Source organism: Psychrobacter sp. UBA6766 (assembly GCF_002453355.1).
GTDB lineage: Bacteria > Pseudomonadota > Gammaproteobacteria > Pseudomonadales > Moraxellaceae > Psychrobacter.
In genome coordinates, this window is the sequence record NZ_DKGQ01000043.1 from 22,969 (window position 1) to 46,982 (window position 24,014).

Genomic DNA, 24,014 nt, shown 5'->3' on the forward strand with positions numbered 1-24,014 from the left:
GGCTTATAAGTTCAAAGGTAAAAAAAAGCCCGTTTGACAGCAAATGTCAAACGGGCTTTTTTGAGGGGTAAGTAACAACTAATTCTGACCAGTCACTATTAACGATTCGGCAAAACGTCTTTGACCATGTCGCGTAGCTCATGTAGGGCAGTAACCGTGCTGTCCCAATCTAAGCAACCATCGGTGATAGATTTGCCATACTCGAGCTGACTTAAATCAGCGGTAAGCTTTTGATTACCGCCTTTTAGATGGCTCTCGATCATCATAGCGATGATAGATTTATTGCCGTTTTGAATTTGCTCAGCAACGTTTTTGATGACCATTGGCTGTAGATATGGGTCTTTACCAGAGTTGGCGTGGCTTGAGTCAATCATGATCTTGCTATTGGTTTTACCTTTTGCCAGCTCGTTTTCAACTTGAGCCACGGCGGTTTCATCATAATTAGGCTTACCATTACCGCCGCGAAGTACCACATGAGCGTAAGGGTTACCTTTCGATTTGATGATAGAAACTTTGCCATCTGATGATAGACCTAAGAAGCTATGACCTTCTTTGACCGCTTGCATGGCATTGACCGCGACGGTCATGCCACCATCCGTACCGTTTTTAAACCCAACTGGGCACGATAATCCTGAGCTCATCTCGCGATGCGTTTGACTCTCAGTCGTACGCGCGCCAATCGCTGACCAGCTGATCAAATCCTGCATGTACTGCGGTGTATTTGGATCTAACGCTTCAGTGGCGCACGGCAAACCTTTTTCATTTAAATCAAGTAATAACTTACGGGCAGTGCGCAGACCTTTTTCAATATCAAAGCTGTCGTTCATATCAGGATCATTAATCATGCCTTTCCAGCCAACTGTGGTGCGCGGTTTTTCAAAATAGACGCGCATCACAACAAAGATGCTATCTTCAATCTCTTTTGCTAATACAGCTAAGCGATCAGCATATTCGTGAGCGGCTTTAATATCGTGAATCGAGCAAGGACCAATAACCACAAATAGACGCTTGTCTTTACCATCGAGGATATCTTGGATGGTATTACGACCTTTTAGAACCGTGTTATAGGCCTCTTTTGATAAAGGGAGCTCAGTCTTTAGCTCGTCTGGGGTGATTAAAGGAATGAATTTTTCAATATTCACGTCGTCAATGTCTGCATTATGAGTAGCTGGTGTTGTCATGATTATATATCGTCTAGCTGATTTATAGGGATATTCATTATGCGGACAAAAGCGCTGGTTGACAAGGGCAGTCGCGCAGTTAATTGACTGCTAACTGGAATACACAGACCAAAACTTGGTTATGGCTAATGGCGGTTTACGGTCTTAACGTAGTGCTATTTATAGACGTTTACGAGTTAAAAGGTCGCATAATTCATGTCTCTAAATGACCCTTATAGCTAAACTAAGTCCAAATTTTCACTAATCAAAGAATCCCTAGGAAGATATGTGAGCAGCCGCGACTGGATTTTATGCACTAATTTCACTATTTTTAGCTATTTCAAGTACTGTCACGTATGATGGCGATATAAACAATTAAATTCGAGCATTATAGAAACTAATAAGAGGCTTTGAATAGGCATCTTACTACGGCTATCTTATGTTATATTTTATACTCGTTATTCTTATATATAGTCATATTGTATCCTTTGTCTTATTTAAACTGTGTTACTTAAATGGCATCAATTAAATTGTATCATTTTAATATTGAGAGCTTATCATGACAGAATCTGCTACGCCTCACCCAAATGCTGACGTAACGTCAGTCCCCGACGTTTATAGTGCTGCTTTTGATGAATTGCCTAACGTAGCGGCCTCGCCATTAATAATAGGCATCGTCGCCGGTGAAGTATCGGGGGACAGCTTGGGCGCAGATTTTATGCAGCAGATGAATAATCTGCGCGATGATATTATTTGGGTGGGCGTTGGCGGTGCAAAAATGCAAGCGCAAGGGCTACAAAGTATTTTTCCGTTATCGCGCTTGGCAGTGATGGGCTTGGTAGAAGTGGTTGCCCAGTTGCCGGACTTGCTAAAAGCGCGCCGAGATTTACTGGCTGCCTTTAAAGCTGCGAGTATTGAGTGGTTTATTGGCATTGATGCACCAGATTTTAACCTCAGAGTGGCCAAAAAATTAAAGCCGCAAGGGGTATTTTGCGTGCAGTATGTCAGCCCTTCTATTTGGGCATGGCGCGAGTCGCGTATTCATAATATTATGGCGGCGACCAATTTGGTTTTGTGCCTATTTCCCTTTGAGCTACCAGTTTATGAGCGTTACGGTCACCCAGCGATATGCGTCGGTCATCCGCTATTGCGGACTATCGATCAAACGTTGCTAGAGACGCCAATCAATCAGCGCCGGAGCGAGCTTGTCTGGCACAATGACGGCTTGCAGCAATTTTTTATTGATCGCTTCGATGAGGTCAGTCAACTCATTTGTGTGATGCCAGGCTCGAGACGTAGTGAGATAACGGCTATTTTGCCGCTGATGCTTGATGGCATCCAAAGACTGTTGCTATTAGATCCTAAGCTATGTTTCATCATTCCAACGGTTGATCAAAATCATCAATACATCGTCCAAGATGTCATTGATAAGCGCTCAGAGCAACTGCGGGCGGCAATTGTCGTGGTCTATGACGATAGCCAGCCAGCCTTTAGTCAGCAAGCAATGGCCGCATCAGATGTCGTCATGCTAGCATCAGGGACGGCAACCTTGGAAGCCATGCTACTTGAGCGTCCAATGGTGGTTATTTACCAATTAAACCAGCTGACTTATCAAATTGCCAAGCGTTTAGTCAAAGTCCCTTACGTCGCTTTACCCAATATTTTGGCGGACAGCGCGATTGTCCCTGAACTTATTCAAGAGCAGGCAAGTGGCGATAATATCTGCCGTACCGTGATGAGACTATTGCAACCGCGCGCTTATGCTGAGCAATTAAAAGCGCTTATTGAAACCAAGGAGCTGCTGCAGCAACAGAGCAATCACGATCCGGCTAATAGTGTCATTGAGCAATGGTTTATTCAAGACCGAGGTAGTCATCAAAGTCATGGTCTTAATGAACAAGAGAATCAAGACACTGAAGACAATTATCAAGCTTAATAACCGATCGCTTATCATGTCACGCAAATAAATCAATTAAACAGTAAGGTTAAGAAATAACAAGCTATGAGTACTATGTTTTCTACAGAAAATACCACTATAAAAAGCCCTGCTACAGATAACCATATCATTCAGATTGACAGAGTCATAGAGCAAGTGGGTTTTAAGGGACAATACATTCAACTGGCTGCGCCTGTGCAGTTATCTGGTCAAATAAATGTCACTGAGCTACTTGTCCAATATGTATTAAATATACAAGACACGCAGCTATCGCCCATACAAATTGGTGTGGATGAAGCAGGGCGCGGACCGCTGCTAGGAAGCGTCAATGTCGCGGCTGCGATATTGCCGCGCGCTTGGTCAGGATTGATTGAGGAAGAGCCACTTAAAGCCACGCCGTTATCTCTCTTAACGGACTCAAAGCAATTAAGCGAAAAAAAGCGCGACATTTTATATCCGCTGGTTCAGCAGTATGCAGTCAGTTATATCGTCGCTGATATACCCGCAGCCGTCATCGACCAAGTAAATATCCTGCAAGCGACCATGCTAGGTATGCGACTATGCTCAGAGGTTTTATTAGAGATAATGGCTAAGTACTTAAAATCTGGCCATAAAAGAACGTTTGAAGTGCTGCTCGATGGTAATCGCTGCCCTGATTTGGACTATGCAAACCTTACTAGATTTGGCATTCAAGAATCAACGATTGATTGTCAAGCGTGGGTAAAAGGTGATGGCCGACATACTAGCATTGCGGCGGCCAGTATTTTAGCAAAAGTAAGCCGCGACCAAACCATGTATGCACTGGATGCCAAACATCCTGAGTACGGTATTGCTAAGCATAAAGGTTATCCCACACGCGCCCACAGGGAAGCGCTTTCAAAGCATGGAGCATTATCAGGGCATCGCCGTAGTTTTGCTCCTGTCAGAAAAGTACTTGAAAGCTAACACTGTACTAAAATACTCATCAGCTAGTAGCATTAAACCGTTTTATAAAATAGCCTAAGCGGCATTATAAAAAATAACCGTCCATTAAATATAAAAAACCTTCTATTTAAAATAAATAGAGGGTTTTCATTGATGAATTAACAAAAAACATGCTTTTCAAGTTTAAAAAGCGCTTAAAAGGACGAGTTTGGCTGCTTTAAAAAGGCTTCCTCTTCATCAGACGTTTCGCGATCTAGAGCATCATTACGATGCGGAAAACGACCAAATTTATCAATAATTTCTTTATGACGAAGCTCAAAGTCTAACGTTGTCGCATCATTTAATTGTTCAAACAACGGTAGATAGCGCTCATGAATCATGGCCGATTCAGAATGCATAAATGGCATGATGATAAATTTTCGCCACTGCGCTGGCAGCGTATCAAAATATGGCTGTTTGATGGCTTCTTGAGCCAATGCCAGTGCCATACCATCTTGGGCAAAAGCGATAGCTTGACCACGATACAAGTTACGCGAAAACTGATCTAATACAATGATTTCTGCCAAGCGGCCCGCTAGCGCCGTGATTGAGCTATTGCTATCTGCTGGGGCGTCTGCGATACGCCACGTCACGCATTCACCCCGTTTTGCTGCCTGCCAAGTCTGACCAAACTTATCCTTTATTTGTTTATCAAAGGCATCATCTTGCACGAACCAGTACTGCTCATTATCTTTATCGAACCAAAAATCCAAAACCGCATGTGCATCGGCAGGAAGGTACTGTAAGCTGATATTTTTTGGGTTGAGCTGCGCTAGGTTGGCAGGGTTTTTAGCCGTGGAATAATCGGTTGAAAGTGACATAAGATATTCTAATTATGATGAATTTAGTCTACTATAGCGCAAATATTTAGGTCTGTCATGATGCCGACCGCCGCTATTAGGTAACCTCTTATGAATGCAAAAACGACTTTAAAAACCAGCCAATCATCTCTGCCATCGACGCCTTATTATCTACTTGACGAAGCCGCAATTGTCGCCAATATGCAGATTATTGCGCGATTATGTGAATTATCAGGCGCGAAAGCATTGCTTGCGTTAAAATGTTTTGCGACTTGGGGCGTGTTTGATGTCATGCAACCTTATTTGCATGGTTCAACCTCATCTTCACTCAATGAAGTGCGGTTAGGCTATGAAACCTTTGGTAATAATGGCGCCGATAGCAATGGTAAAGTGAATAGCCAAGATAAAAAAGAAACCCATGCTTATAGCGTTGCTTATAGCGCGGATGAAATTGATGAAGTATTAAGCTATGCCGATAAAATTATTTTTAATTCTATCTCGCAATTGAATGTGTTTAAAGTCCAAGCGGCGGCAAAAAACATCCCAGTTGGGCTGCGCTTAAATCCAAAGACCAGCAACTCGTCCTTTATTATCGCTGATCCTGCGCGTCCCTTTAGCCGTTTGGGTGAGCATGATAAAGATAAGATTATGGCAGTACTTGCTGACATCACAGGCGTCATGATTCATAACAACTGTGAAAATGATAGCTTTGAGGCATTTAGCGCAAGCTTAGCGGATATCGAAGACAGGTTTGGTGAGGTACTGGTGCAGCTTGAATGGGTGAGCTTGGGCGGTGGTATTCACTTTATCGCACCTAATTATCCACTCGAAAAACTTGCTAATAGATTAAAAGGCTTTAGTGAAAAATATGGCGTACAAGTCTATCTTGAACCGGGCGAAGCGAGCATTCACGGCGCTGGCTCCTTAGTGACAACCGTCTTAGACACCATGCACAATGAGAAAAATCTTGCTGTCGTCGATGCCTCTATCGAAGCACATATGCTGGATTTGCTGATTTATCGTGAGTCGGCACCGATTACGGCGATTAACGAAGAAGCAACGCCCATCTTACCTGTCGATATGACTAACATAGCTGATATATCAGATAACACAATTATTTATGGTCGTTCTTGTTTAGCGGGCGATATCTTTGGTGAGTACGTCTTACCGAGTAATTTAAAAATTGGCGATGCCATTGCGTTTGGTAATGCTGCCGGTTATACCATGGTGAAGAAAAACTGGTTTAATGGTGTCAATATGCCTGCAATCGTTATCCGTCGTTTAGATGGGTCGATTGATGTACAGCGTGAGTTTGATTATCAAGATTATAAGGCCAGCTTGTCTTGATTTTTGTCGTAAGGCTTGTGTGTTGAATAGTAGGGTATGAAATTAGCGTTTATTTTATCCATTAATTATTGCCGAAAGGTGGGTAAAAATTGTTATAATTGCGGCGGGCAAAAGCAGCCAGTTTCGCCCAACGGGTGCGTGGGTTTTCCTCGGTCTTCCTTTTTAATTCACGCATATCATTCACTCGTTTCTGTTTTGACTCGCCACTATCGATGGTATCGACAGGGACACAAAGGAGGATTGTTCATTGAACACAAACCAAACCAAACCCAGCAAGAAAGACGTGCTCATCATCGGTGCAGGCGGTGTGGCACAAGTAGTCGCGCATAAGTGTGCGATGCATAATGACGTTCTTGGCGAGATTCATATTGCCTCACGCACGCAAGATAAGTGCGATGCCATCGCCCACAGTGTCAAAGAGAAGAATAGCTTTAAACTGCCTGCGATATTACATACCCATCAAGTTGATGCGATGGATACCCAGGCGCTGATTCAGCTGATTCAAGAGACGAATGTACAAATCGTCATCAATGTCGGATCGGCTTTTGTGAATATGACCGTTTTAGAAGCCTGTATCGAAACGGGCGCAGCCTATATTGATACGGCGATTCATGAAGATCCGCGTAAGATTTGCGAAACGCCGCCCTGGTATGGCAACTACGAATGGCAACGCCGCGAGCGCTGTGCCGACAAAAATATTACAGCGATTTTGGGCGCAGGGTTTGATCCTGGTATGGTCAACGCTTATGCTCGCCTTGGCTATGACATGATGGATACAGGCTCGGTGACCGATATCGACATTATTGATATCAATGCTGGCAGTCATGGTAAATATTTCGCCACTAACTTTGACCCTGAGATTAACTTCCGTGAATTTACCGGTACGGTTTATTCTTGGCAGGACAGCAAGTGGCAGTCTAACAAGATGTTTGAAGTGAAACGTACCGATGATTTGCCAGTCGTTGGCGAGCAGAACAGCTACCTAAGTGGTCATGATGAGATTCATTCTTTATCAGCTAACTTAGATGTACCAAACATCCGCTTTTGGATGGGCTTTGGTGAGCATTATATCAATGTGTTTACTGTGCTCCAAAACCTAGGTCTATTGTCTGAGCAGCCAGTGATAACCGCTGAAGGACAAGAAGTGATTCCATTAAAAGTTGTTAAAGCAGTGCTACCGGATCCAAGCTCGCTTGCGCCAAACTACACTGGCAAAACTTGTATTGGTGACAAGGTCAAAGGTAAAATCAATGGCGTCGATAGCGAGGTATTCATTTACAATATCTCCGACCACAAAGACGCTTATAACGAAGTCGGCAGTCAAGGTATCTCTTATACCGCAGGCGTACCACCAGTTGCAGCTGCAATGCTAGTCGCTACTGGCGAGTGGGATGCAGGTAAAATGGTTAACGTTGAAGAGCTTGATGCCAAGCCATTTATCAATCTTCTCAATAAGATTGGCTTGCCAACCCGCATTCAAGATAGCGCGGGCGATAGAACGCTAGAGTTTGATATTTAATACGTTTTCAGCATTCATAAAAAAGCCTGTCTAATTTCTCGATAAGAGCGTTAGATGGGCTTTTTTATGGCCGATTGATCATGATTTATGATTTATGGTTTATGGTTTATGGTTTATGGTTTATGGTTTATGGTTGAGGAAAATTTATACCAACTGCACTTAACGATTCACGTATCGATTTTATTTAAAATTGACAATGTCAATGGTTTACAGCGTCAATGGTTTACAGTCACTGCTGAACCTGTATCATCACTGTATAAACATAATCAAAATATGACATTAGGCTATTGTTAGAATATAGTGGTCCTAATGCGGACAGTCATATATCAAATGCAAGGAATATAGATGATCGACGAACCGAATGACGATGGCTTAACTGAAGCTAACGAGTCAAATATCCCATTAGCCGAGCCTGCTGAGAGTTCGCGCACGCCGTTTGAGCGTAGACAGTTTGGCGGTACAGAGCGTCAATCCAAACCTTTTGATGAAGATGTACCTATCTCTCGCAGCGACCTGAAGAAAGGCGCACAGGAGCTATCTGAAAACAGTGTTGCCCATATCAATTGGAGCGTGCTGATTGTCTCATCCATCGTGATTTTTGCCTTTTCATTATGGGCAATTTTTATGCCCACCATCGCCAGTACCACCATGAAAACAGTCGTCGATTGGATTGCGACTAACCTTGGTTGGTATTACGTGATTACGATGGTGATGGTCATCGGTTTCGTACTGTGGGTAGCATTGTCTAAAGAAGGTAGCGTGCGCCTTGGACCCGATGATTCGCGGCCGCAGTACAAGTTAGGAACATGGGCGGCGATGTTGTTTGCGGCTGGGGTTGGTATTGACTTGTTGTTTTTCTCGGTGACTGGCCCTGTTGTGCAATATTTGACCCCGCCTACGGGTGAAGGGGCAAATGCCGCCGCCATGCAAGATGCGGTTGTTTGGACAATGTTTCATTACGGCATTGCTGGTTGGTCGGTTTACGCATTGCTTGGTATGGCAATGGGTTATTTTGCCTATCGCTGGGGTATGCCTTTATCAATTCGCGCGGCACTTTATCCCCTACTTGGTAAGCGTGTAAAAGGCTCGATTGGCCATGGTATTAGTATTATTGCTCTAGTTGGCACCGTATTTGGTGTGGCAACCACTATGGGTATCGGTGTGGTGCTGCTCAACGTTGGTTTCTCAAAGCTGTTCGGTTTAGAGCAAGGGCTAACGTTACAGATTGTGCTCGTCATTGGCGCGGTTATCTTGACCATTCTTGCTACCACTTCGGGCGTTGATCGCGGTATCCGCTGGATATCCGAGCTCAACCTCTGGAGCGCAGTGGCGATGATGGCATTTATCCTAATCGCTGGCGAAACGGCATTTTTGTTAAATGCCTTGGTCGAAAACCTTGGTCAATTTTTTGTTACGCTCCCTGCTAGGATGTTTAAAACCTTTGCTTATGTTCCCGGTAGTAGCGATTGGATGGGAAGTTGGACGCTGTTCTTTTGGGCATTTTGGCTGGCCTGGGGACCGTTCGTTGGGGTGTTTTTAGCCCGTATTTCGCGCGGGCGAACGCTCCGTGAGTTCGTTATCGCAGCGATTACTGTGCCGGTTTTATGCGACTTTATCATTGTGTCTTTCTTTGGTAATTCAGCCCTTTTTCAAGTATTGCAAGGCAACACCGCTTTCGCCGAGCTTGCGGTAGAAAGCCCAGAGCGCGGTTGGTATGCGCTGCTGGAGCTTTTCCCTGGAGCAACTATTTTGGTTGCTTTAGCGACTCTATCAGGATTGCTGTTTTATATCACTAGCGCCAACTCAGGGGCAATGGTTATGTCAAACTTCTCAACGTCTATTCCTGACCCAAGCGAGGATGGCCCTAAGTGGCTACGCATCTTTTGGGCCGTATTGACGGCGATGTTGACCATCTCTATGCTCATCGCAGGCGGCGTCATTACGATGGAGTACGCGACGCTGATCTTTGCGCTTCCCGTAACTATTATCGTTTATCTGGTGATGTTTTCCTTTTCTAAAGCGCTAAAAATAGAGCGAGCGGAACGCGAAGGGACCGTCCTGCGTCGCCCGTCTATCGCACCCAGTGGTGGACATATTCCTGAGCGTTCATGGACGCAGCGCTTGGGACAAATGCTTACATATCCATCTAAACGCGAGTCTATAAGGTTCCTTGAGCGTGTGGTACGACCAGCGCTTGATGATGTTGCCAATGAGTTCCGGCGCCAAGGTTACGATGTCGAGCGCATCAATGCTGATCATGATGCCAATGCTGCGATCACAGGCGCAACTGGGCCATTGCTACGTTTACCTACGACAGCAATGGATGATTTTTATTATCAAGTCTCTATGGTTGAAACGCCTGCACCGACTTTTAGTGGTAAGATGTCATCTGACGGGGATGTGTATTATCGATTAGAAGTAACAACGCAAACGGGTTCTGGGGGTTATGATTTGATGGGATTAACCAAGCAGCAAGTGATTGATGATGTACTTGAACAATATCAAGCGTATTTGAATTTTTTGACGGCGCCTCCGGAGACCGAGGAAGAATTAACGTCAATGACTTCTATAAAAAAATAAAAAACTATTATTAGGAAAACAAGCCAGTTTGCGATAGAGCTATTTTTTATTTAGGAAATTCGGGTAAATGCTGTAGATAGTGTTTTTCTGATTCAATAGTGTGTATATTATCTATTAATGATATTTTTAAAGGTTTCGGAGTCATCAACTCCGAATGTCGCCTGATAAGCGGCTAAAGGGCAATCCCTTATCTAGAGCAGTAGCTCGAAGTTTGGGCTGGTTGTGCCAGCAGAAGTTGTCCGAACGGGTAAGTTTATACTAGTAAAAGCAAGCCCAACCGCGTGGCAGCGCGGTATATAAATACGAATCTTCAATGATTCAACCGGTTGAGTCGTTTGAATGGATTAAAACCATGAAAATCTCAACTAATATAGAGATAAAAGTAAATGTAGCATCAGTGATTACTGCCATTAGTGGACTTATACTTACAGTTGCTATGATTTATTTCAATCTTTGAAAAGTCCTATAATGTCAGCGGCAGTTGACATTATCGGCGTTCCTAATTTATATCTTTCTAATGAGCTTTATCTTAACTTTCAATCTGCCTTACATTACTCAAATAAATCAAATACAACGCGCCAGCAAGTAGGGCGATAGCTGCCGCACGTTTATAATCTAACACTATTTGCGAATTACCAAACCAACCAAAGTGGTCAACCAATAATCCCATAATGATTTGCCCAGCGATGACCGCCACAATGGTTGCTGCCGTCCCAATTCGCGGTACACCAATTACGATAGCCACCATCGAAAACGTACCGAATAAGGCGCCTGATAACTGCCACGGCGGTATACTAAACATCGTTTGCGCTTGTGGTGGCTCAAAGAAAATTACTAAAAACCCTAAAATAATTGCGGCGACCACGTTGGCAAGCCATGCTGTCGTGACCACATCGGTACGAACGCTGAGTGACCCATTGATAGAGGACTGAGCAGCAATTGCCATGCCGCCCAGCAATAACAAAGGGAAGGCAAGCGTTAGTAGCATGGTATTTTCCTTAATATCGTCATCTTTTGAACCGTCCTCGTTATTAATAAATCAGCCAAAGTGCGACTAAAATTAACCCCAATGCCGCAAGACGATAACGGTCAATGGCGCGGCGAGCGCTTCCTAGTAACCCGAAATGATCAATCACTAAACTGGCGCTGATTTGACCGCATAAAATACCGACCATCGTCGTGCCAACCCCGACTAAAGGCGTGGTGATAGTAAGGATAATGGTATAAGTAAAGCCGACAAGACCAGCGGTTAGTAACCAACGTGGCTGTGTTGGTAGCGTGGATAAATAATTGCGCCGACCCATTATCATCAGTATGACCATCGCTATACTAAAAACCAGCACACCAATTAAAAATATGGATAAAGATGCTGATAGCCGACCGATACTCTCACCTAATGGACCTAAAAACGCTGCTTCCACTGCCAATGCCATTCCGCCTGATACTACGAATAACAACATCAAAACTTGCTTCATAGCCTGCCTTTTAAGATTTTTTCTTACTTTTATGAAATAAAAGCCCATATTGTATGGCTATAGGTTAACGGATACAATGAATGACGCCAAAACGATGTATCTATATACCCATACGGTGACCTTATGAATTCTCTAGAGCTAAAAATACCACCACCAGCGCAATTCATTATCACTGCCGCTGCGATGTTTGGAGTATCTAAAACCCTACCAAGTTTAAAGTTTGTACTCAATGGATCAACTGGGTTAGCGATTGGACTTGGCGTGGTAGGATTGAGTGGTGCCATCATGGGCGTGAAGCAATTTAAAAAAGCGCAAACCACGCCCAACCCAAAAGAAATTGACAAGGCAACTAGCTTGGTCACTAGCGGTATTTATCGATATACTCGCAACCCTATGTATCTGGGATTGACGCTTATTTTGTTAGGGTGGGCATTATATCTGTCTCATTTCCTTGCATTTATTTTGATACCCATATTTATGATGTATATAAGCCGCTTTCAGATTCAACCTGAGGAAAGAATGTTAGCCAAGAAGTTTGGTCAGGCGTATCAAAACTATCGCTCAAAAGTCAGACGCTGGATATAAAATATAGAGCTGTGTTATAGACATACTTTTCCTTTTGGAAATAATGTGAACTTTACTACTTGCTTAGCATTAGATGTGAGAAAAATTATGACCCCTGAGCTTTCAATAGAAAAAATATGGTTTGATGACGATTTGACAGAATTACTGATAAGTGTTTGTGACGGATGCTCAACGTTTACTAATCAAGTATATATCGCCAAACAGGAGATCGTAAGTTTGATTGATTGCCTCAATATATTTAAAGATCATTATTATGGTGGCTTAGAAGATATTACTTGGGGTGGGTTTGGCTATGAATATGCGAATGGGGCTTTTGCGGCTAGGCTTCATTTCCCTAAGCCAAGCATCTTATATATATCAACGTATCAGCAAGGTGAGTTTTTTGAATTTAAGGAACAACGAGAAGCGGCAGAAGCAAAAATGTATTTGAAGTCTGAACCAGTGCTTTTAGATAACTTTATCGATGAACTAAAAGACTTGAATTCTGGTATCACGGATGTCGCTAAGTTAGCTTGTATATAGAGTTACCTCTAAGTGCATTTAGATAGGTTGAGATATAGCCGATGTTATAACTACAAAGGTAAAGCTATATTATTAAACGTAATAATTTATTGGAAATAAATAAAATGCAACTAGAAATAAACGTCATCGATGCCTTTACGGATACCGTTTTTAAAGGCAATTCAGCCGCCGTTATCCTCACTGATAACTGGCTAGATGTAGAATTAATGCAGTCTATTGCCTTTGAAAATAATTTATCGGAAACCGCCTTTATCGTTGCTGATAATAAAGGGGTTTATCATATTCGTTGGTTTTCGCCACTAACTGAGATTGATTTTTGTGGCCATGCAACCTTGGCATCAGCGTTTGTATTATTTAAGAAAATTCCTGATTTATCATTGATCAAATTTTCAGCCAAAGCGGTTGGTATTTTGACTGTCAAACAAACCGATGATGGCAAAATACAAATGGACTTTCCCAATACCAAACCTCAGAAGTTGGATGAAATTCCTGATGATTTGCTGGCAGGATTGTCTATTAAACCTATTGAAGTTTATAAAAACTCGCAAGCCTATTTTGTGATTTATAATGCTGAAGCCGATGTTTTAACTGTGGCGCGCGACAATGAGCGATTAAAACAGCTTGCGCCATTAGACGTCGTGGTTACTTGTCAGGCGGAATCTGCCGACTATAAACACTACGATTTTCTGTCGCGTTACTTCTGGCCTGCCAATGGTGGGGATGAGGACCCGGTGACAGGTTCTATCCATACGGGGCTTGCGCCACTATGGGCAGAGAAGCTGGGTAAAAATGAATTACTCGCGTATCAAGCGTCACGTCGCGGCGGTATTTTAGACTGCGTCGTTGCAGGTGATAGGGTGCTAATTTCTGGCAATGCTGTGCAGTATATGACAGGGTTTATCACGGTTTAGGAGTGGTTGGTTTGACTGAATTAAAAACCGTTGGACTGTTTGCGCTGACCGCACTGGCTGAAATTGCAGGGTGCTATTTGCCTTATTTATGGCTGCGGGAAGGTAAGTCGATTTGGCTGCTGGTTCCTGGTGCGCTCAGTTTGGTTGCTTTTGTTTGGCTGCTGTCCTTACATCCCACCGCCGCTGGTCGCGTTTATGCTGCTTACGGCGGTGTTTATATTACCATGGCTATTATTTGGCTTTGGACAGTGAACGGCATCAGACCGACCACGTGGGATATATTGGGTTCTATCGTCGCACTATTAGGAATGGCGATCATTATGTTTGCCCCGCGCCATTAATTGATGGGCTTAACCGTTGATGGATTTAATCAATGAAAGGCTTAAAAAGAGCTTACTTACGCAGCCATTACGATTTGCTATAATGAACCGCACGCCGATGTGTCGTCGCGGAAAACCCTTATAATATTCATGTTTAGCACAATGAAGCTTACTGTTTTGGTCAATTATTATGCGTATTCGTAAACTGTTCAAATTTGAAAATGCGCATATCGTGCGTAATTGCAGCTCTGAGCGCTGCAAGCATTCTATCCATGGTCATAGTTATCAGATCGAACTGATCTTAGAAGCCAAGCGTTTAGATCATGGTCAAATGGTCTATGATTTTGGACTATTAAAATCCTCTATCAAAGACATTATCGATAGCTTCGATCATGCGATTTGTTTTTGGAATAAAGACGACCCTGAATATATCGCTGCTTGCAAAAAATTCAGCGCGCGCTGGATAAGTTTGCCAGTATCGCCATCAGCAGAGCAGTTTTCTCGCGTGATATTCTTTTGGGCTCAAGAAATTCTCAAACAAACCCAAATGCAAAATGGGGAGTCTGATGTCAGCGTTTATTCAGTGATTGCTCATGAGACTGCAACTGGTTATGCGCAGTGTTTTGCTGATGATGTGGCAAATGAGCAGATGGGCGAGCTGAATCTAAAAGAATTTAAATTTAGCGACCAAGTTCGTGCCGAGTGGCATGATCCTGAGCTATACGCTAAATTGATTCGCGGTGAGCGCTTCGTCAATCCGTCAGTGACAATGCAAGTAAAGACGCAAGTTCAGACAGGTAATCTTGATGCTTAGCAATATAAAAGAAGATAAAAATGTGAAAACGTTAACACTATATTCTGAAGAAAATACTCAGCGTTTGGCTGAGCAATTGGCGGCGTTAGCTTTATCTGGTAGTGTGTGGCTGGCAGGTGACTTGGGTGCAGGTAAAACGACACTGACGCGCTATTGGTTGCAGGCGCTAGGGCATACAGAGGCTGTTAAAAGTCCAACTTATACCTTGGTTGAACCTTATAGCATCGAGCAAGGCGACGGCACAATGAAGTCCGTTTATCATGCCGATTTATATCGTTTGCAAGATCCAGAAGAGTTGTCTTTTATTGGCTTTGATGAGTATTTAGATGAGCCCAATGCGCTGGTTATCATTGAGTGGGCAAGCCGAGCAGACAGTTATTTGCCACCGCCGAGCTTGTTTATTGATATGACGCAAGCTACTAGCAGTGATAACGATAAAGAAACTCGTCAGGTTGAGCTGCGCTTATCGAAGGTAGGGCAGGCGCAAGGTTTAGATTTATCTTCTCTTAAGATTTAATCGGCACTTCATAGCTACAATGAATGTGACTCATAAACATCCGTCAGCTTGACCCATCATTATATAAAACAACGATACCCTTTCATGCCAGAAATGCCAGACAATCATCCTCATACTCGCATCAAAAAACTGTCGCCGCTGCTTGTCAATCAATTGGCAGCGGGTGAGGTAGTGACGCGCCCTGCAGCAGTGGTCAAAGAGTTGCTTGAAAACGCGATTGACGCGGGTGCTACTAATGTTGAGGTGCATATTACTCAAGGTGGTATGGGTATGATTGAGGTGATTGATAACGGTACAGGCATTCATCCCGATGATATGGTCATGGCCATTACCCGTCATGCGACCAGTAAAGTTGCTGATGTCGCTAACTTGCAGGGTATTACGACGTTAGGCTTTCGCGGGGAAGCTTTGGCAGCAACGGCGGCGGTTTCTCGTTTGACTTTAACCAGTAGCCATGATGACAGTGGCGTCGGTCGCCAATTACAAGTCGCAGGCGTGCTGGACGATACGCCAAAGCTGATGCCAGTTGTACATCAACGTGGTACGACTATTACCGTCAAGGATTTATATTTTAATGTACCAGCACGCCGTGGCAATTTAAAATCTATTGCAACTGAGTTTGGTCATATTGAAACGATCGTCCGCGAAGTGGCGTTGGCGCGAGCAGATGTGGCGCTAACACTGTTTCATGACAATAAAAAGCGGTTATCGCTGTCTGCAAATAGCAACAGCAATGAAGCTGCTAATCGTCTACCTTTATCGCGTCTTGAGCAAGCGACAGGATTACCTTTAACAGATAAGGCGTTGCCAATAGCGATAGACTTAACTAGTTTAATACAGCAACCTAGAGCATATGTGAATAATAACTATGACGGTCAAGCAAGTATTAATGGTTGGTTATGGCCTAGCACTAACGTGCAAGATACTTTTCCAAAGTTGTTCTATGTGAATGGCAGACTGGTAAAAGAAGCGTTGATTAGCAATCAGCTGCGTCAACTTGCTCAAAGTGCTCAGCTGACAGGAATTGGCTACGCGCTGTATTTTGATTTGCCAACCGAATGGCTCAATATCAATGTGCATCCATCCAAGCAGCGCATTAAAATCAGTCCACTTAATAATATCATGGCGCATTTAAGTCATGCGATCCAGGCAAAACTAAGGAAAATAACTGTAAATGAAAAGTCATTTATAAAAACCCATAGTTCCAGAAATAAGACGGCCATAAACACTCTAGTATCAAATTCGGTATGGGCGAATCAACCTTATGCAAGCACTTTGCCGCCACAGCAAAACAGGTATGCAAATAGACAAGTTAATGAGCTTAAGCAGCCTTACCAATGTTCAAACAATATCGATGGCCCTCAATCCCTAGAGGTGGCTAATCATTCTAAGGATATAAATCAAGGTCCAGCAAAAAATACGGTAAATACGTCAAACAATGTACCCATACAAGCGACACCTTTACCGTATTGCTTGGATGTTATTGCTCTAGATACGATTCATGCCTTAGATAGTTTGGTAGGAAAGTCAGCTGAAACTGAAAACATCGATGATAAAACATTACCTTGGTTACTGTTTTATAGTCGAAGTCAATTTTTGATTATTGGCGCTGATATTTGGCAATCACAGTTAAACTTTTTGTTTGAATCAGAGGCACTTAGAAAAAGTGCTTTGGCTACTAACGCTAACGATATTAATCAGTGGCTTACTGAGTTAGGAGCACAAATGTCAGCAGAAGACTTATGGGCATTTAAATCCGATCTGGAAGGATTGCTTGCCAAACATGCTTTCAAATCTATAAGTAACCAGCAATTAATGGCATTGATGCTATCATCTACGCCTAATTAAGCCAATCAGTAGCTAAATAAGTAAATATCAAAGTCAAACATACGCAACTAGGTATCTCAATATTATTCTAGCTATTGGTTATATAAAAAATAAAGGCAGTCCTATGCAACTTTCGTCCGATCGCTCATCTTATTGTTTAAATTCCAATCTGGCGGATAATAGCGTGGTGTGTCTGATGGCACCGACTGCAAGTGGCAAAACGGCATTGGCGTATGAGCTATATGATACGGGGTGTTATGAGCTGATTTCAGTAGATTCGGCGCTGATATATCGCGATATGAATATCGGCACAGCCAAGCCTACGACGGCTGAGCTCGTGCGTTATCCGCACCATTTGGTCAATATTATTAACCCCATGCAGAGCTATAGTGTTGCTGAGTTCGTTAGTGACGTCGCTCGTTTGATTGATCAATGTCATAAAAACGGTAAAATACCGCTACTGGTAGGCGGTACGATGATGTATTACATGGCGCTCATTGATGGGCTGTCACCCGTACCAGATAGTGATGATGATGTTCGCGCGCGCGTGGAGCAGTGGCGTCAGGATGAAGGTATTAATGCGCTATACGACTATCTAGAAAAAGTAGATTCGATAAGTCACAAACGCCTACATGCAACTGATACTCAGCGCATTACCCGCGCGGTTGAAGTTTATCTACAAACTAATATACCAATCAGTGACTGGCAACAAAAGCCTAAAGAGGCGTTGGCTCATAATTCTAATCAACAATGGCATGTGTTAGCGGTGATGCCTGAGCGGCCATGGCTTCATGAGCGTATTGAGCAGCGTCTAGACATTATGTGGAACGAGGGTCTAGTGACTGAGGTCGTCAGATTGCTTGAGCAGTATTCCCTGACGCCAAACTTGCCCTCTATGCGCTGTGTGGGTTATCGGCAAGTATTAGAGTATCTTGTCCGTATTAATCATCCAATATTTGAACAGCCACATTTGGACAAAGCACAGTTTTATGATGCTTTTCCACAATTAGAAGCAGCAAATACGAGTAGAATAAAACAAGATATAATCGCTCAAGCGTTAAGCCAGTCATCCACGCTCAGTAGTCAAACCGAGGCGCTTGCTTGTCAGCAAATGCAAAATAAGGCATTATATGCGACAAGACAGCTGGCAAAGCGTCAGTACACTTGGCTGCGTAAACTCACTCAATTGGCTGGTGAGTCTGATGCCACATCAAATGCTAGAACAACGTCAAGTCGACTTAGCGATGATAATAAGCACATAACGGACGATGTAACGATAAAAACGTTTGCTACTATGGCACAGGTAAGGAATTATCTATATTAAGCCCGAATCACTCTGCCGACTACTTGTAATAATGAAATCAGCAACACGTAAAAAATAATGACAATTAGTTTCAAATTACAAGGTAGATAACTGCTATAATTTAAACCATAGTAGAATAGTGTGATTTATAGTAGTGTTATTGCTTTTTTATCTTTGTTGATTGATATTTGTTGGTAAATGTTCTTATGAAACAAGTAGTTACTTAATTATTTACAATAATAACGTATTCACAGTAAAGTGAAATCATTTAACAAGAATTAGTGCTTATTTAGATACGTTTTATAAATAAAACTTATTATTGTATCTGCCCTCAGCCATTATAATTAAAGCAATACTTAAAATAATTGGCACTAAAAATAATTATATAATATTTAGGAGAGATATCATGTCAAAAGGACAAACTTTACAAGATCCATTCTTGAATTCGCTGCGCAAAGATCGCATTCCTGTTTCTATTTTTCTAGTCAATGGCATTAAGCTTCAAGGTCAAATCGAATCATTTGATCAATATGTGGTTTTGTTAAAAAATACTGTGAGTCAAATGGTTTATAAACATGCCATCTCAACGGTTGTGCCAGCCCGTAATCCAAGAAGCAGTACAACGACTGGTACTGGCACCCAAGCCTCAACTGGCGCAGTTGTTGGCTATCAAGGCGGCGGTATGAGTGGTGGCTTTGAACGTGGTAGCAATCTTGCCGGTAGCGGCGGTTTTGAAGAGCGTGGCTTTGCCAATCGTAGCGGATTTAACCGCGGTGGTTTTAGTCAAGGTCAAGATCGCGGTTTTGAGCGCGGTAGCTTCGGTCAAAGTCAAGACCGTGGCTTTGAACGCGGTGGCTTTGGTCAAGACCGTGGTTTTGAGACTTCTTCAGACAATCATGGATTTGAGAATAACTCAAACGATGACTCTGACGACAGTAGTAATCATTAAGTAGCGAAGCTTGATATCTGATGTATTAAGAGTATGTTATTAAACGTGATATTGATGATTAAGACCTACTAATATAGTGGGTTTTTTTGTATAAATAAACGTGCAATCTTTAAGCTAATATTTAATCATCGAGCGATGACGACAGTATAAACTAGGGTTTTGGTCTGTATTATTAATATCTGCCATAGTATAGTAAAATGCTTCATTGATTCGCCGTAAATGTAGAACCACTGAATATAGAGCTAATGTATGAGTAATCCCGAATGCAATTTAACCCATAAACAATTTATTAGTACAGCTATCGAAGCGATTAATACCGAAATGGCGGCGCTAGAATTGTTAACGGAACAAATCGATGATAGATTTGCTCAAGCCTGCGATATTATCCTAGCCTGTCAAGGGCGCGTCGTGGTTACGGGAATGGGTAAGTCGGGTCTTATCGGGCGTAAAATAGCGGCGACTTTTGCCTCTACGGGCACGCCAGCGTTTTTCATGCATCCTGGTGAAGCAGGGCATGGCGATTTGGGGATGTTGGTGCAGGGCGATGTCTTGCTTGCCATCTCAAACTCGGGTGAGTCCGATGAGATTAGAATGCTGCTACCTGTGGTTAAACGCTTGAATATTCCGCTGATTAGTATCAGTCGAGACAAGCGCGGAATGTTGCCGCAAGCGGCAGACATCGTTTTAACGCTGGGTAAATCGCAAGAAGCTTGTCCGCTCAATCTTGCCCCAACTTCTAGTACTACGGCGACTTTGGCATTGGGTGATGCGTTGGCAGTGGCTTTGGTTCATGCGCGTAATTTTACCTCAGAAGATTTTGCATTATCGCATCCTGCTGGCGCGTTAGGTCGGCAACTGCTGACGCGCGTTGAAGATTTGATGCATACTAATTCGGAAAACTTACCGCTTATCAATCAACAAGCGCCTTTGCAAGACGCTTTATTGACTATGTCTGCTGGACGTCTAGGTATGACGGTGGTCACTGATGACGAACAGAAAGTGGTTGGTGTATTTACTGACGGCGACTTGCGCCGCGGCTTAGAAAAAGGTATTGATTTAAAAACGCCCATGCGTGAGCTGATGGTCAGCAATCCGCGCCGCGTTAGTAAAAATATGCGCGCTTCAGATGCACTGAGTGTGATGAATGAAAATGGTATTAGCCAGCTGTTGATTATTGATGAGGCAGAACGCTTGGAGGCCATCATCACAGTGCATGATTTATTAAAAGCCGGCGTAAAGTAAGTACTCATTTAACGATTACTATAATAAAATTTATATAGCCTATTCATTTCGAACTGATACAGAGTGCTGCTGATATAAATTTTACGCAGCGTCTGTCTGTGTAGACCCAACAAGCAAGGAAAAACTCTACCAGTAGCGCGTTTTTCTACTCATTTTACTTAATACTGACTATATTAATAAGTACCATATTAAAATAACCTTTGATAAGAAAGTACTTAACTAGAGAGCACTGATGCAAGACTTAATAAAAAAAGCCGGACAAGTAAAACTATTGGTCATGGATGTCGATGGTATTTTGTCAAACGGTCAAATCATTTATGATGCCAATGGCATAGAGACCAAAGCCTTTTCCGTCCAGGATGGCGTAGGCGTTAAATCGTTGGCGCGTTACGGTATTTTAACCGCTATCATCACTGGTCGCAGCAGTCCTATGGTAGATAAACGCGCCTCTGAGATAGGCGTGGATTATATCGTCCAAGGCCGTGATGATAAGCTTATCGCCCTAAATGAGTTATTGGCGACGCTTGATCCAGCGCTCAATATCACCACTGCCGACTGTGCTTATATGGGCGATGATTTGCCCGATATTAAAGCAATGCAAACGGTAGGCTTTGCTCCTACCGTTCCAAACGCTCATCCAGAAGTCATAAAACGCAGCCATATGGTAACCACGCGTGCTGGCGGTACAGGCGCTGTACGTGAAATATGTGATTTGATTTTAAAAGGTCATGGTCATTATCAAGACTTTATAGCGCAATATACGCTTGATGCCGCAAAAGCTGATGAAGAAAAACTTGAGGATAACTGGTCGTGAATACTCGTGTTTTAATAATCCTGGCGTTGGTTATCGCTATCATTGCTGGCTGGTTTTTTAAGCAGCAGGGAGAAGTCACACCGCCGGTTAGCATTAAACCGACTGATGTGGATTATGAAGCGACAGACATTAAGGCGGTTCAGACCAATGAAAAAGGTGAAACCGAGTACGAGCTAAATGCTGAATCATTGACACATAATCCTGTAACCAATAAGGATGAGATGAAAGGCATCACGATGAATTGGGAGCCGTCAGACGAGCAGCGTTATCGTATCGAAGCGGGCAGCGCTGCTATCAGTCAACAGACAGGTGACATGAGCTTAGCAGGCGGTTTTTCTTTAATTAGTGAAGGGAAAGCAGGCGAGTCAGATATTGAGCCGATTAAAGTGACGGGCAGCACATTAAAAGGTAATACCAAATCAGGTCAAGTCTATAGTGATGAGCCAGTCAAAGTTGAACAAGGCATGAATCGTTTTGAGGCGTCGAGCATGACTGCTAACCTTGAAACAGGCGACTATGAATTTGGTCAAGTTGCCGTCGCTTTTACGCCAGCGAAACGCCAAGATAAAGCCTTGTTTTAATATTGCTCTAAGCTTTAATATAAGCCTAATTTATAAAATTGGTCTAAGTGTTAACATTATCATGATGACAGTATTCTTTTTAGTCTTTATATCGATATTAAAATCTTCAAAAGCAGCACCTAGCAGGAAGTTTGCAAATGCCACTACCCATAATGACACGAGTATTTTTTATGAAATCCAATTTCTTGCCTACTTTACGCTTGCTACCGACGCGCTCTATTCAAGTAACTCTCGGATTGCGAACATTGCCGATGGTAATGCTGCTAGCCTTGCCACTATATAGTCATGCCTTACCATCAGATGCCAATCAGCCCATTAAGCTGTTGGCTGATAAGGCAACTTATAGTGAGCGGTCAGGAATTACCAGCTATTCAGGTACGGTAGTGATTACGCAAGGGACGTTTAAAATGACCGCTGATAATATCACGGTCAATCTATCACAGGGTCGCAGTATCAATTCGGCCGTCGCAACTGGTCGTCCCGCAACCATGCAACAGGTGGTGACGCAAGAAAAAGGCTTGGCAAAAGGTCAGGCAAATAAGATTGATTATAATGCCGTCACGGGAATCGTTACACTCACTGGTAATGCAAAATTGGTACAAAATGGCGCAAGTTTTGCGGGGAATGTCATTCGTTACAGCTTAAAAGCGGGCGATGTTGAAGCAACGGCTGGTGGCAGTCAACGCGTAGAGTTGGTCTTCCCGCCTAACAACAGCACCGATAGAAGCAGCTTACGCTAAGCTAATTGTCTTTTGATATATAAGCAGTTAGGTAATCTGTACTAATACCAGAATTTTGCAACTTTAACAGTAAGTGATGGGTCAGCGATGAGCGAGATTGAAAATAATGTTCTTAATAATAATGAGTTTAGCAATGATGCTGTAGCGTCAATGAATCACTCTGTCGCCCGTTTAACGATGCAAAATTTAGGCAAACGCTACGGTAAACGCTGGGTGGTGAAAGACGTTTCATTTTCCGTTGATCAGGGACAAGTTGTTGGGTTGCTGGGACCAAACGGTGCGGGTAAAACCACCAGTTTTTATATGGTGGTAGGGCTGGTCAATATGGACAAAGGCCGTGTTACCTTAGGAAAAATGGACTTATCAAAATACGCCATGCATGAGCGCGCGCGCGCTGGTATTGGCTATTTGCCGCAGGAAGCCTCTATTTTTCGCAAATTATCAATTGAAGATAATATTTTAGCTATCTTGCAAACTCGAAAAGAATTAAATGCGTCTGAGCAGCGCCAAGAGCTTGAAAAATTGATCGGCGAGTTCCATTTAGAGCATGTGCGCAAATCTCTTGGTATGAGTGTTTCAGGCGGTGAGCGCCGCCGCTGTGAGATTGCGCGCGCGTTGGCGGCCGACCCAAAGTTCATTTTATTGGATGAGCCTTTTGCTGGTGTCGACCCTATCTCTGTTGGGGATATTAAAGACGTAATTTTAACCCTAAAAAATCGCGGTATCGGTGTACTCATCACCGACCATAACGTGCGTGACACCTTAGCCATTTGTGAAAAAGCCTATATCGTCTCAGAAGGCGCTATCATTGCTGAAGGTACCTCATCTGAAGTATTAGACAATGAATTGGTAAAATCTGTCTATCTCGGTAAAGACTTTCAGGTATAAAGAACTTCACGGTTTAATAAATCACTATTTTGAAAGGCATTGTTTTGTAAGGCATTATTTTCTTTATCCTCATCCGTATTTTTGGCCAAATATTTCGTCGTTTTGTATCGTGCAACTGATATTTGGCTAGTATCTTTTACAAACACACTTTTGCAAATCCAGACTTCTGTAAATCCAGACTGCTATAAAGTACGGCCTGATTTTACAGGCTGATATATCCT

The 24,014-nt window shown here is 43.0% G+C and carries 23 protein-coding genes; 19 read left to right on the plus strand and 4 right to left on the minus strand.

The genetic code is table 11. From position 1 onward, the window contains the following. Positions 1-98: 98 nt before the first annotated feature. Positions 99-1,181, minus strand: a complete 1,083-nt coding sequence (locus B4K26_RS10000) for a 3-deoxy-7-phosphoheptulonate synthase (protein ID WP_296245276.1) — start codon at positions 1,179-1,181, stop codon at positions 99-101. A gap of 538 nt (positions 1,182-1,719) precedes the next feature. Between B4K26_RS10000 and lpxB the strand changes: the two genes are divergently transcribed. Together lpxB and B4K26_RS10010 are read left to right on the plus strand one after the other, a co-directional pair. Continuing rightward, positions 1,720-3,096: a lipid-A-disaccharide synthase gene (gene lpxB, locus B4K26_RS10005; protein ID WP_296245278.1), complete on the plus strand. Its 1,377-nt coding sequence runs from the start codon at positions 1,720-1,722 to the stop codon at positions 3,094-3,096. Positions 3,097-3,162: 66 nt separating this feature from the next. Then, on the plus strand, positions 3,163-4,041 hold the full coding sequence (locus B4K26_RS10010; RefSeq protein WP_296245279.1) for a ribonuclease HII: 879 nt from the start codon (positions 3,163-3,165) through the stop codon (positions 4,039-4,041). 173 nt (positions 4,042-4,214) lie between these two features. Here B4K26_RS10010 and B4K26_RS10015 read toward each other — a convergent pair whose 3' ends face one another. After that, on the minus strand, positions 4,215-4,880 hold the full coding sequence (locus tag B4K26_RS10015; protein WP_296245281.1) for a DUF924 family protein: 666 nt from the start codon (positions 4,878-4,880) through the stop codon (positions 4,215-4,217). A gap of 90 nt (positions 4,881-4,970) precedes the next feature. On the opposite strand from B4K26_RS10015, the gene B4K26_RS10020 reads away from it, so the two are divergent. The 3 genes from B4K26_RS10020 to betT all read left to right on the plus strand — a co-directional run bounded on the left by B4K26_RS10020 (position 4,971) and on the right by betT (position 10,305). Then, positions 4,971-6,206: a carboxynorspermidine decarboxylase gene (locus B4K26_RS10020; protein ID WP_296245282.1), complete on the plus strand. Its 1,236-nt coding sequence runs from the start codon at positions 4,971-4,973 to the stop codon at positions 6,204-6,206. Positions 6,207-6,453: 247 nt separating this feature from the next. Continuing rightward, complete coding sequence (locus B4K26_RS10025; protein ID WP_296245283.1) at positions 6,454-7,725, plus strand: saccharopine dehydrogenase family protein; 1,272 nt, start codon at positions 6,454-6,456, stop codon at positions 7,723-7,725. Positions 7,726-8,070: 345 nt separating this feature from the next. Further along, positions 8,071-10,305, plus strand: a complete 2,235-nt coding sequence (gene betT / locus B4K26_RS10030) for a choline BCCT transporter BetT (RefSeq protein ID WP_296245285.1) — start codon at positions 8,071-8,073, stop codon at positions 10,303-10,305. 529 nt (positions 10,306-10,834) lie between these two features. Here the strand turns inward: betT and B4K26_RS10035 are convergent. Further along, the gene (locus tag B4K26_RS10035) at positions 10,835-11,293 is read right to left on the minus strand and encodes a DMT family transporter (RefSeq protein ID WP_296245287.1); all 459 of its coding nucleotides are present in this window, start codon (positions 11,291-11,293) and stop codon (positions 10,835-10,837) included. A gap of 43 nt (positions 11,294-11,336) precedes the next feature. Then, a complete protein-coding gene (locus B4K26_RS10040) occupies positions 11,337-11,780 on the minus strand; it encodes a DMT family transporter (protein WP_296245288.1) in 444 nt (147 codons plus the stop codon). Positions 11,781-11,903: 123 nt separating this feature from the next. On the opposite strand from B4K26_RS10040, the gene B4K26_RS10045 reads away from it, so the two are divergent. From B4K26_RS10045 to lptB, 14 genes are all read left to right on the plus strand, one after another. Further along, positions 11,904-12,365, plus strand: a complete 462-nt coding sequence (locus tag B4K26_RS10045; RefSeq protein ID WP_296245290.1) for a methyltransferase family protein — start codon at positions 11,904-11,906, stop codon at positions 12,363-12,365. A 45-nt stretch (positions 12,366-12,410) separates the two neighbouring features. Further along, positions 12,411-12,887, plus strand: a complete 477-nt coding sequence (locus B4K26_RS10050) for a hypothetical protein (RefSeq protein WP_296245293.1) — start codon at positions 12,411-12,413, stop codon at positions 12,885-12,887. Positions 12,888-12,991: 104 nt separating this feature from the next. Further along, positions 12,992-13,798, plus strand: a complete 807-nt coding sequence (locus tag B4K26_RS10055) for a PhzF family phenazine biosynthesis protein (protein WP_296245294.1) — start codon at positions 12,992-12,994, stop codon at positions 13,796-13,798. 11 nt (positions 13,799-13,809) lie between these two features. Further along, the gene (locus tag B4K26_RS10060) at positions 13,810-14,139 is read left to right on the plus strand and encodes a YnfA family protein (RefSeq protein ID WP_296245295.1); all 330 of its coding nucleotides are present in this window, start codon (positions 13,810-13,812) and stop codon (positions 14,137-14,139) included. A 169-nt stretch (positions 14,140-14,308) separates the two neighbouring features. Continuing rightward, positions 14,309-14,932, plus strand: a complete 624-nt coding sequence (locus tag B4K26_RS10065) for a 6-pyruvoyl trahydropterin synthase family protein (RefSeq protein ID WP_296245296.1) — start codon at positions 14,309-14,311, stop codon at positions 14,930-14,932. Beyond that, positions 14,925-15,449: a tRNA (adenosine(37)-N6)-threonylcarbamoyltransferase complex ATPase subunit type 1 TsaE gene (gene tsaE, locus B4K26_RS10070; RefSeq protein ID WP_296245297.1), complete on the plus strand. Its 525-nt coding sequence runs from the start codon at positions 14,925-14,927 to the stop codon at positions 15,447-15,449. Before B4K26_RS10065 ends, tsaE begins: the two co-directional genes overlap by 8 nt. A gap of 84 nt (positions 15,450-15,533) precedes the next feature. Further along, positions 15,534-17,297 (plus strand): DNA mismatch repair endonuclease MutL, encoded by a 1,764-nt coding sequence (gene mutL, locus B4K26_RS10075; RefSeq protein ID WP_296245298.1) that lies wholly within the window; start codon positions 15,534-15,536, stop codon positions 17,295-17,297. A gap of 103 nt (positions 17,298-17,400) precedes the next feature. Then, positions 17,401-18,600 (plus strand): tRNA (adenosine(37)-N6)-dimethylallyltransferase MiaA, encoded by a 1,200-nt coding sequence (gene miaA / locus B4K26_RS10080; RefSeq protein WP_296245299.1) that lies wholly within the window; start codon positions 17,401-17,403, stop codon positions 18,598-18,600. Positions 18,601-18,985: 385 nt separating this feature from the next. After that, positions 18,986-19,528 carry an RNA chaperone Hfq gene (gene hfq, locus B4K26_RS10085; RefSeq protein WP_296245300.1) on the plus strand — a complete coding sequence of 181 codons (543 nt, stop codon included), beginning with the start codon at positions 18,986-18,988 and terminating at the stop codon, positions 19,526-19,528. Positions 19,529-19,777: 249 nt separating this feature from the next. Further along, a complete protein-coding gene (locus B4K26_RS10090; RefSeq protein ID WP_296245301.1) occupies positions 19,778-20,770 on the plus strand; it encodes a KpsF/GutQ family sugar-phosphate isomerase in 993 nt (330 codons plus the stop codon). A 232-nt stretch (positions 20,771-21,002) separates the two neighbouring features. Next, positions 21,003-21,584: a KdsC family phosphatase gene (locus B4K26_RS10095; protein WP_296245303.1), complete on the plus strand. Its 582-nt coding sequence runs from the start codon at positions 21,003-21,005 to the stop codon at positions 21,582-21,584. After that, positions 21,581-22,165 (plus strand): LPS export ABC transporter periplasmic protein LptC, encoded by a 585-nt coding sequence (gene lptC / locus B4K26_RS10100; protein WP_296245304.1) that lies wholly within the window; start codon positions 21,581-21,583, stop codon positions 22,163-22,165. The genes B4K26_RS10095 and lptC overlap by 4 nt, the downstream gene beginning before the upstream one ends. Before the next feature lie 251 nt (positions 22,166-22,416). Further along, positions 22,417-22,905, plus strand: coding sequence for a lipopolysaccharide transport periplasmic protein LptA (lptA, locus tag B4K26_RS10105; protein ID WP_296245338.1), 489 nt, complete (start codon positions 22,417-22,419; stop codon positions 22,903-22,905). A 150-nt stretch (positions 22,906-23,055) separates the two neighbouring features. Then, a complete protein-coding gene (gene lptB, locus B4K26_RS10110) occupies positions 23,056-23,793 on the plus strand; it encodes an LPS export ABC transporter ATP-binding protein (RefSeq protein ID WP_296245339.1) in 738 nt (245 codons plus the stop codon). Positions 23,794-24,014: the final 221 nt, after the last annotated feature.

What these genes read in the sequence shown, in the direction of transcription:
- B4K26_RS10000 (WP_296245276.1), bottom strand. Translation starts at nt 1,181, where the DNA reads ATGACAACACCAGCTACTCATAATGCAGACATTGACGACGTGAATATT.
- lpxB (WP_296245278.1), top strand. Translation starts at nt 1,720, where the DNA reads ATGACAGAATCTGCTACGCCTCACCCAAATGCTGACGTAACGTCAGTC.
- B4K26_RS10010 (WP_296245279.1), top strand. Translation starts at nt 3,163, where the DNA reads ATGAGTACTATGTTTTCTACAGAAAATACCACTATAAAAAGCCCTGCT.
- B4K26_RS10015 (WP_296245281.1), bottom strand. Translation starts at nt 4,880, where the DNA reads ATGTCACTTTCAACCGATTATTCCACGGCTAAAAACCCTGCCAACCTA.
- B4K26_RS10020 (WP_296245282.1), top strand. Translation starts at nt 4,971, where the DNA reads ATGAATGCAAAAACGACTTTAAAAACCAGCCAATCATCTCTGCCATCG.
- betT (WP_296245285.1), top strand. Translation starts at nt 8,071, where the DNA reads ATGATCGACGAACCGAATGACGATGGCTTAACTGAAGCTAACGAGTCA.
- B4K26_RS10035 (WP_296245287.1), bottom strand. Translation starts at nt 11,293, where the DNA reads ATGCTACTAACGCTTGCCTTCCCTTTGTTATTGCTGGGCGGCATGGCA.
- B4K26_RS10040 (WP_296245288.1), bottom strand. Translation starts at nt 11,780, where the DNA reads ATGAAGCAAGTTTTGATGTTGTTATTCGTAGTATCAGGCGGAATGGCA.
- B4K26_RS10045 (WP_296245290.1), top strand. Translation starts at nt 11,904, where the DNA reads ATGAATTCTCTAGAGCTAAAAATACCACCACCAGCGCAATTCATTATC.
- B4K26_RS10055 (WP_296245294.1), top strand. Translation starts at nt 12,992, where the DNA reads ATGCAACTAGAAATAAACGTCATCGATGCCTTTACGGATACCGTTTTT.
- B4K26_RS10065 (WP_296245296.1), top strand. Translation starts at nt 14,309, where the DNA reads ATGCGTATTCGTAAACTGTTCAAATTTGAAAATGCGCATATCGTGCGT.
- tsaE (WP_296245297.1), top strand. Translation starts at nt 14,925, where the DNA reads ATGCTTAGCAATATAAAAGAAGATAAAAATGTGAAAACGTTAACACTA.
- mutL (WP_296245298.1), top strand. Translation starts at nt 15,534, where the DNA reads ATGCCAGAAATGCCAGACAATCATCCTCATACTCGCATCAAAAAACTG.
- miaA (WP_296245299.1), top strand. Translation starts at nt 17,401, where the DNA reads ATGCAACTTTCGTCCGATCGCTCATCTTATTGTTTAAATTCCAATCTG.
- hfq (WP_296245300.1), top strand. Translation starts at nt 18,986, where the DNA reads ATGTCAAAAGGACAAACTTTACAAGATCCATTCTTGAATTCGCTGCGC.
- B4K26_RS10090 (WP_296245301.1), top strand. Translation starts at nt 19,778, where the DNA reads ATGAGTAATCCCGAATGCAATTTAACCCATAAACAATTTATTAGTACA.
- B4K26_RS10095 (WP_296245303.1), top strand. Translation starts at nt 21,003, where the DNA reads ATGCAAGACTTAATAAAAAAAGCCGGACAAGTAAAACTATTGGTCATG.
- lptA (WP_296245338.1), top strand. Translation starts at nt 22,417, where the DNA reads ATGGTAATGCTGCTAGCCTTGCCACTATATAGTCATGCCTTACCATCA.
- lptB (WP_296245339.1), top strand. Translation starts at nt 23,056, where the DNA reads ATGAATCACTCTGTCGCCCGTTTAACGATGCAAAATTTAGGCAAACGC.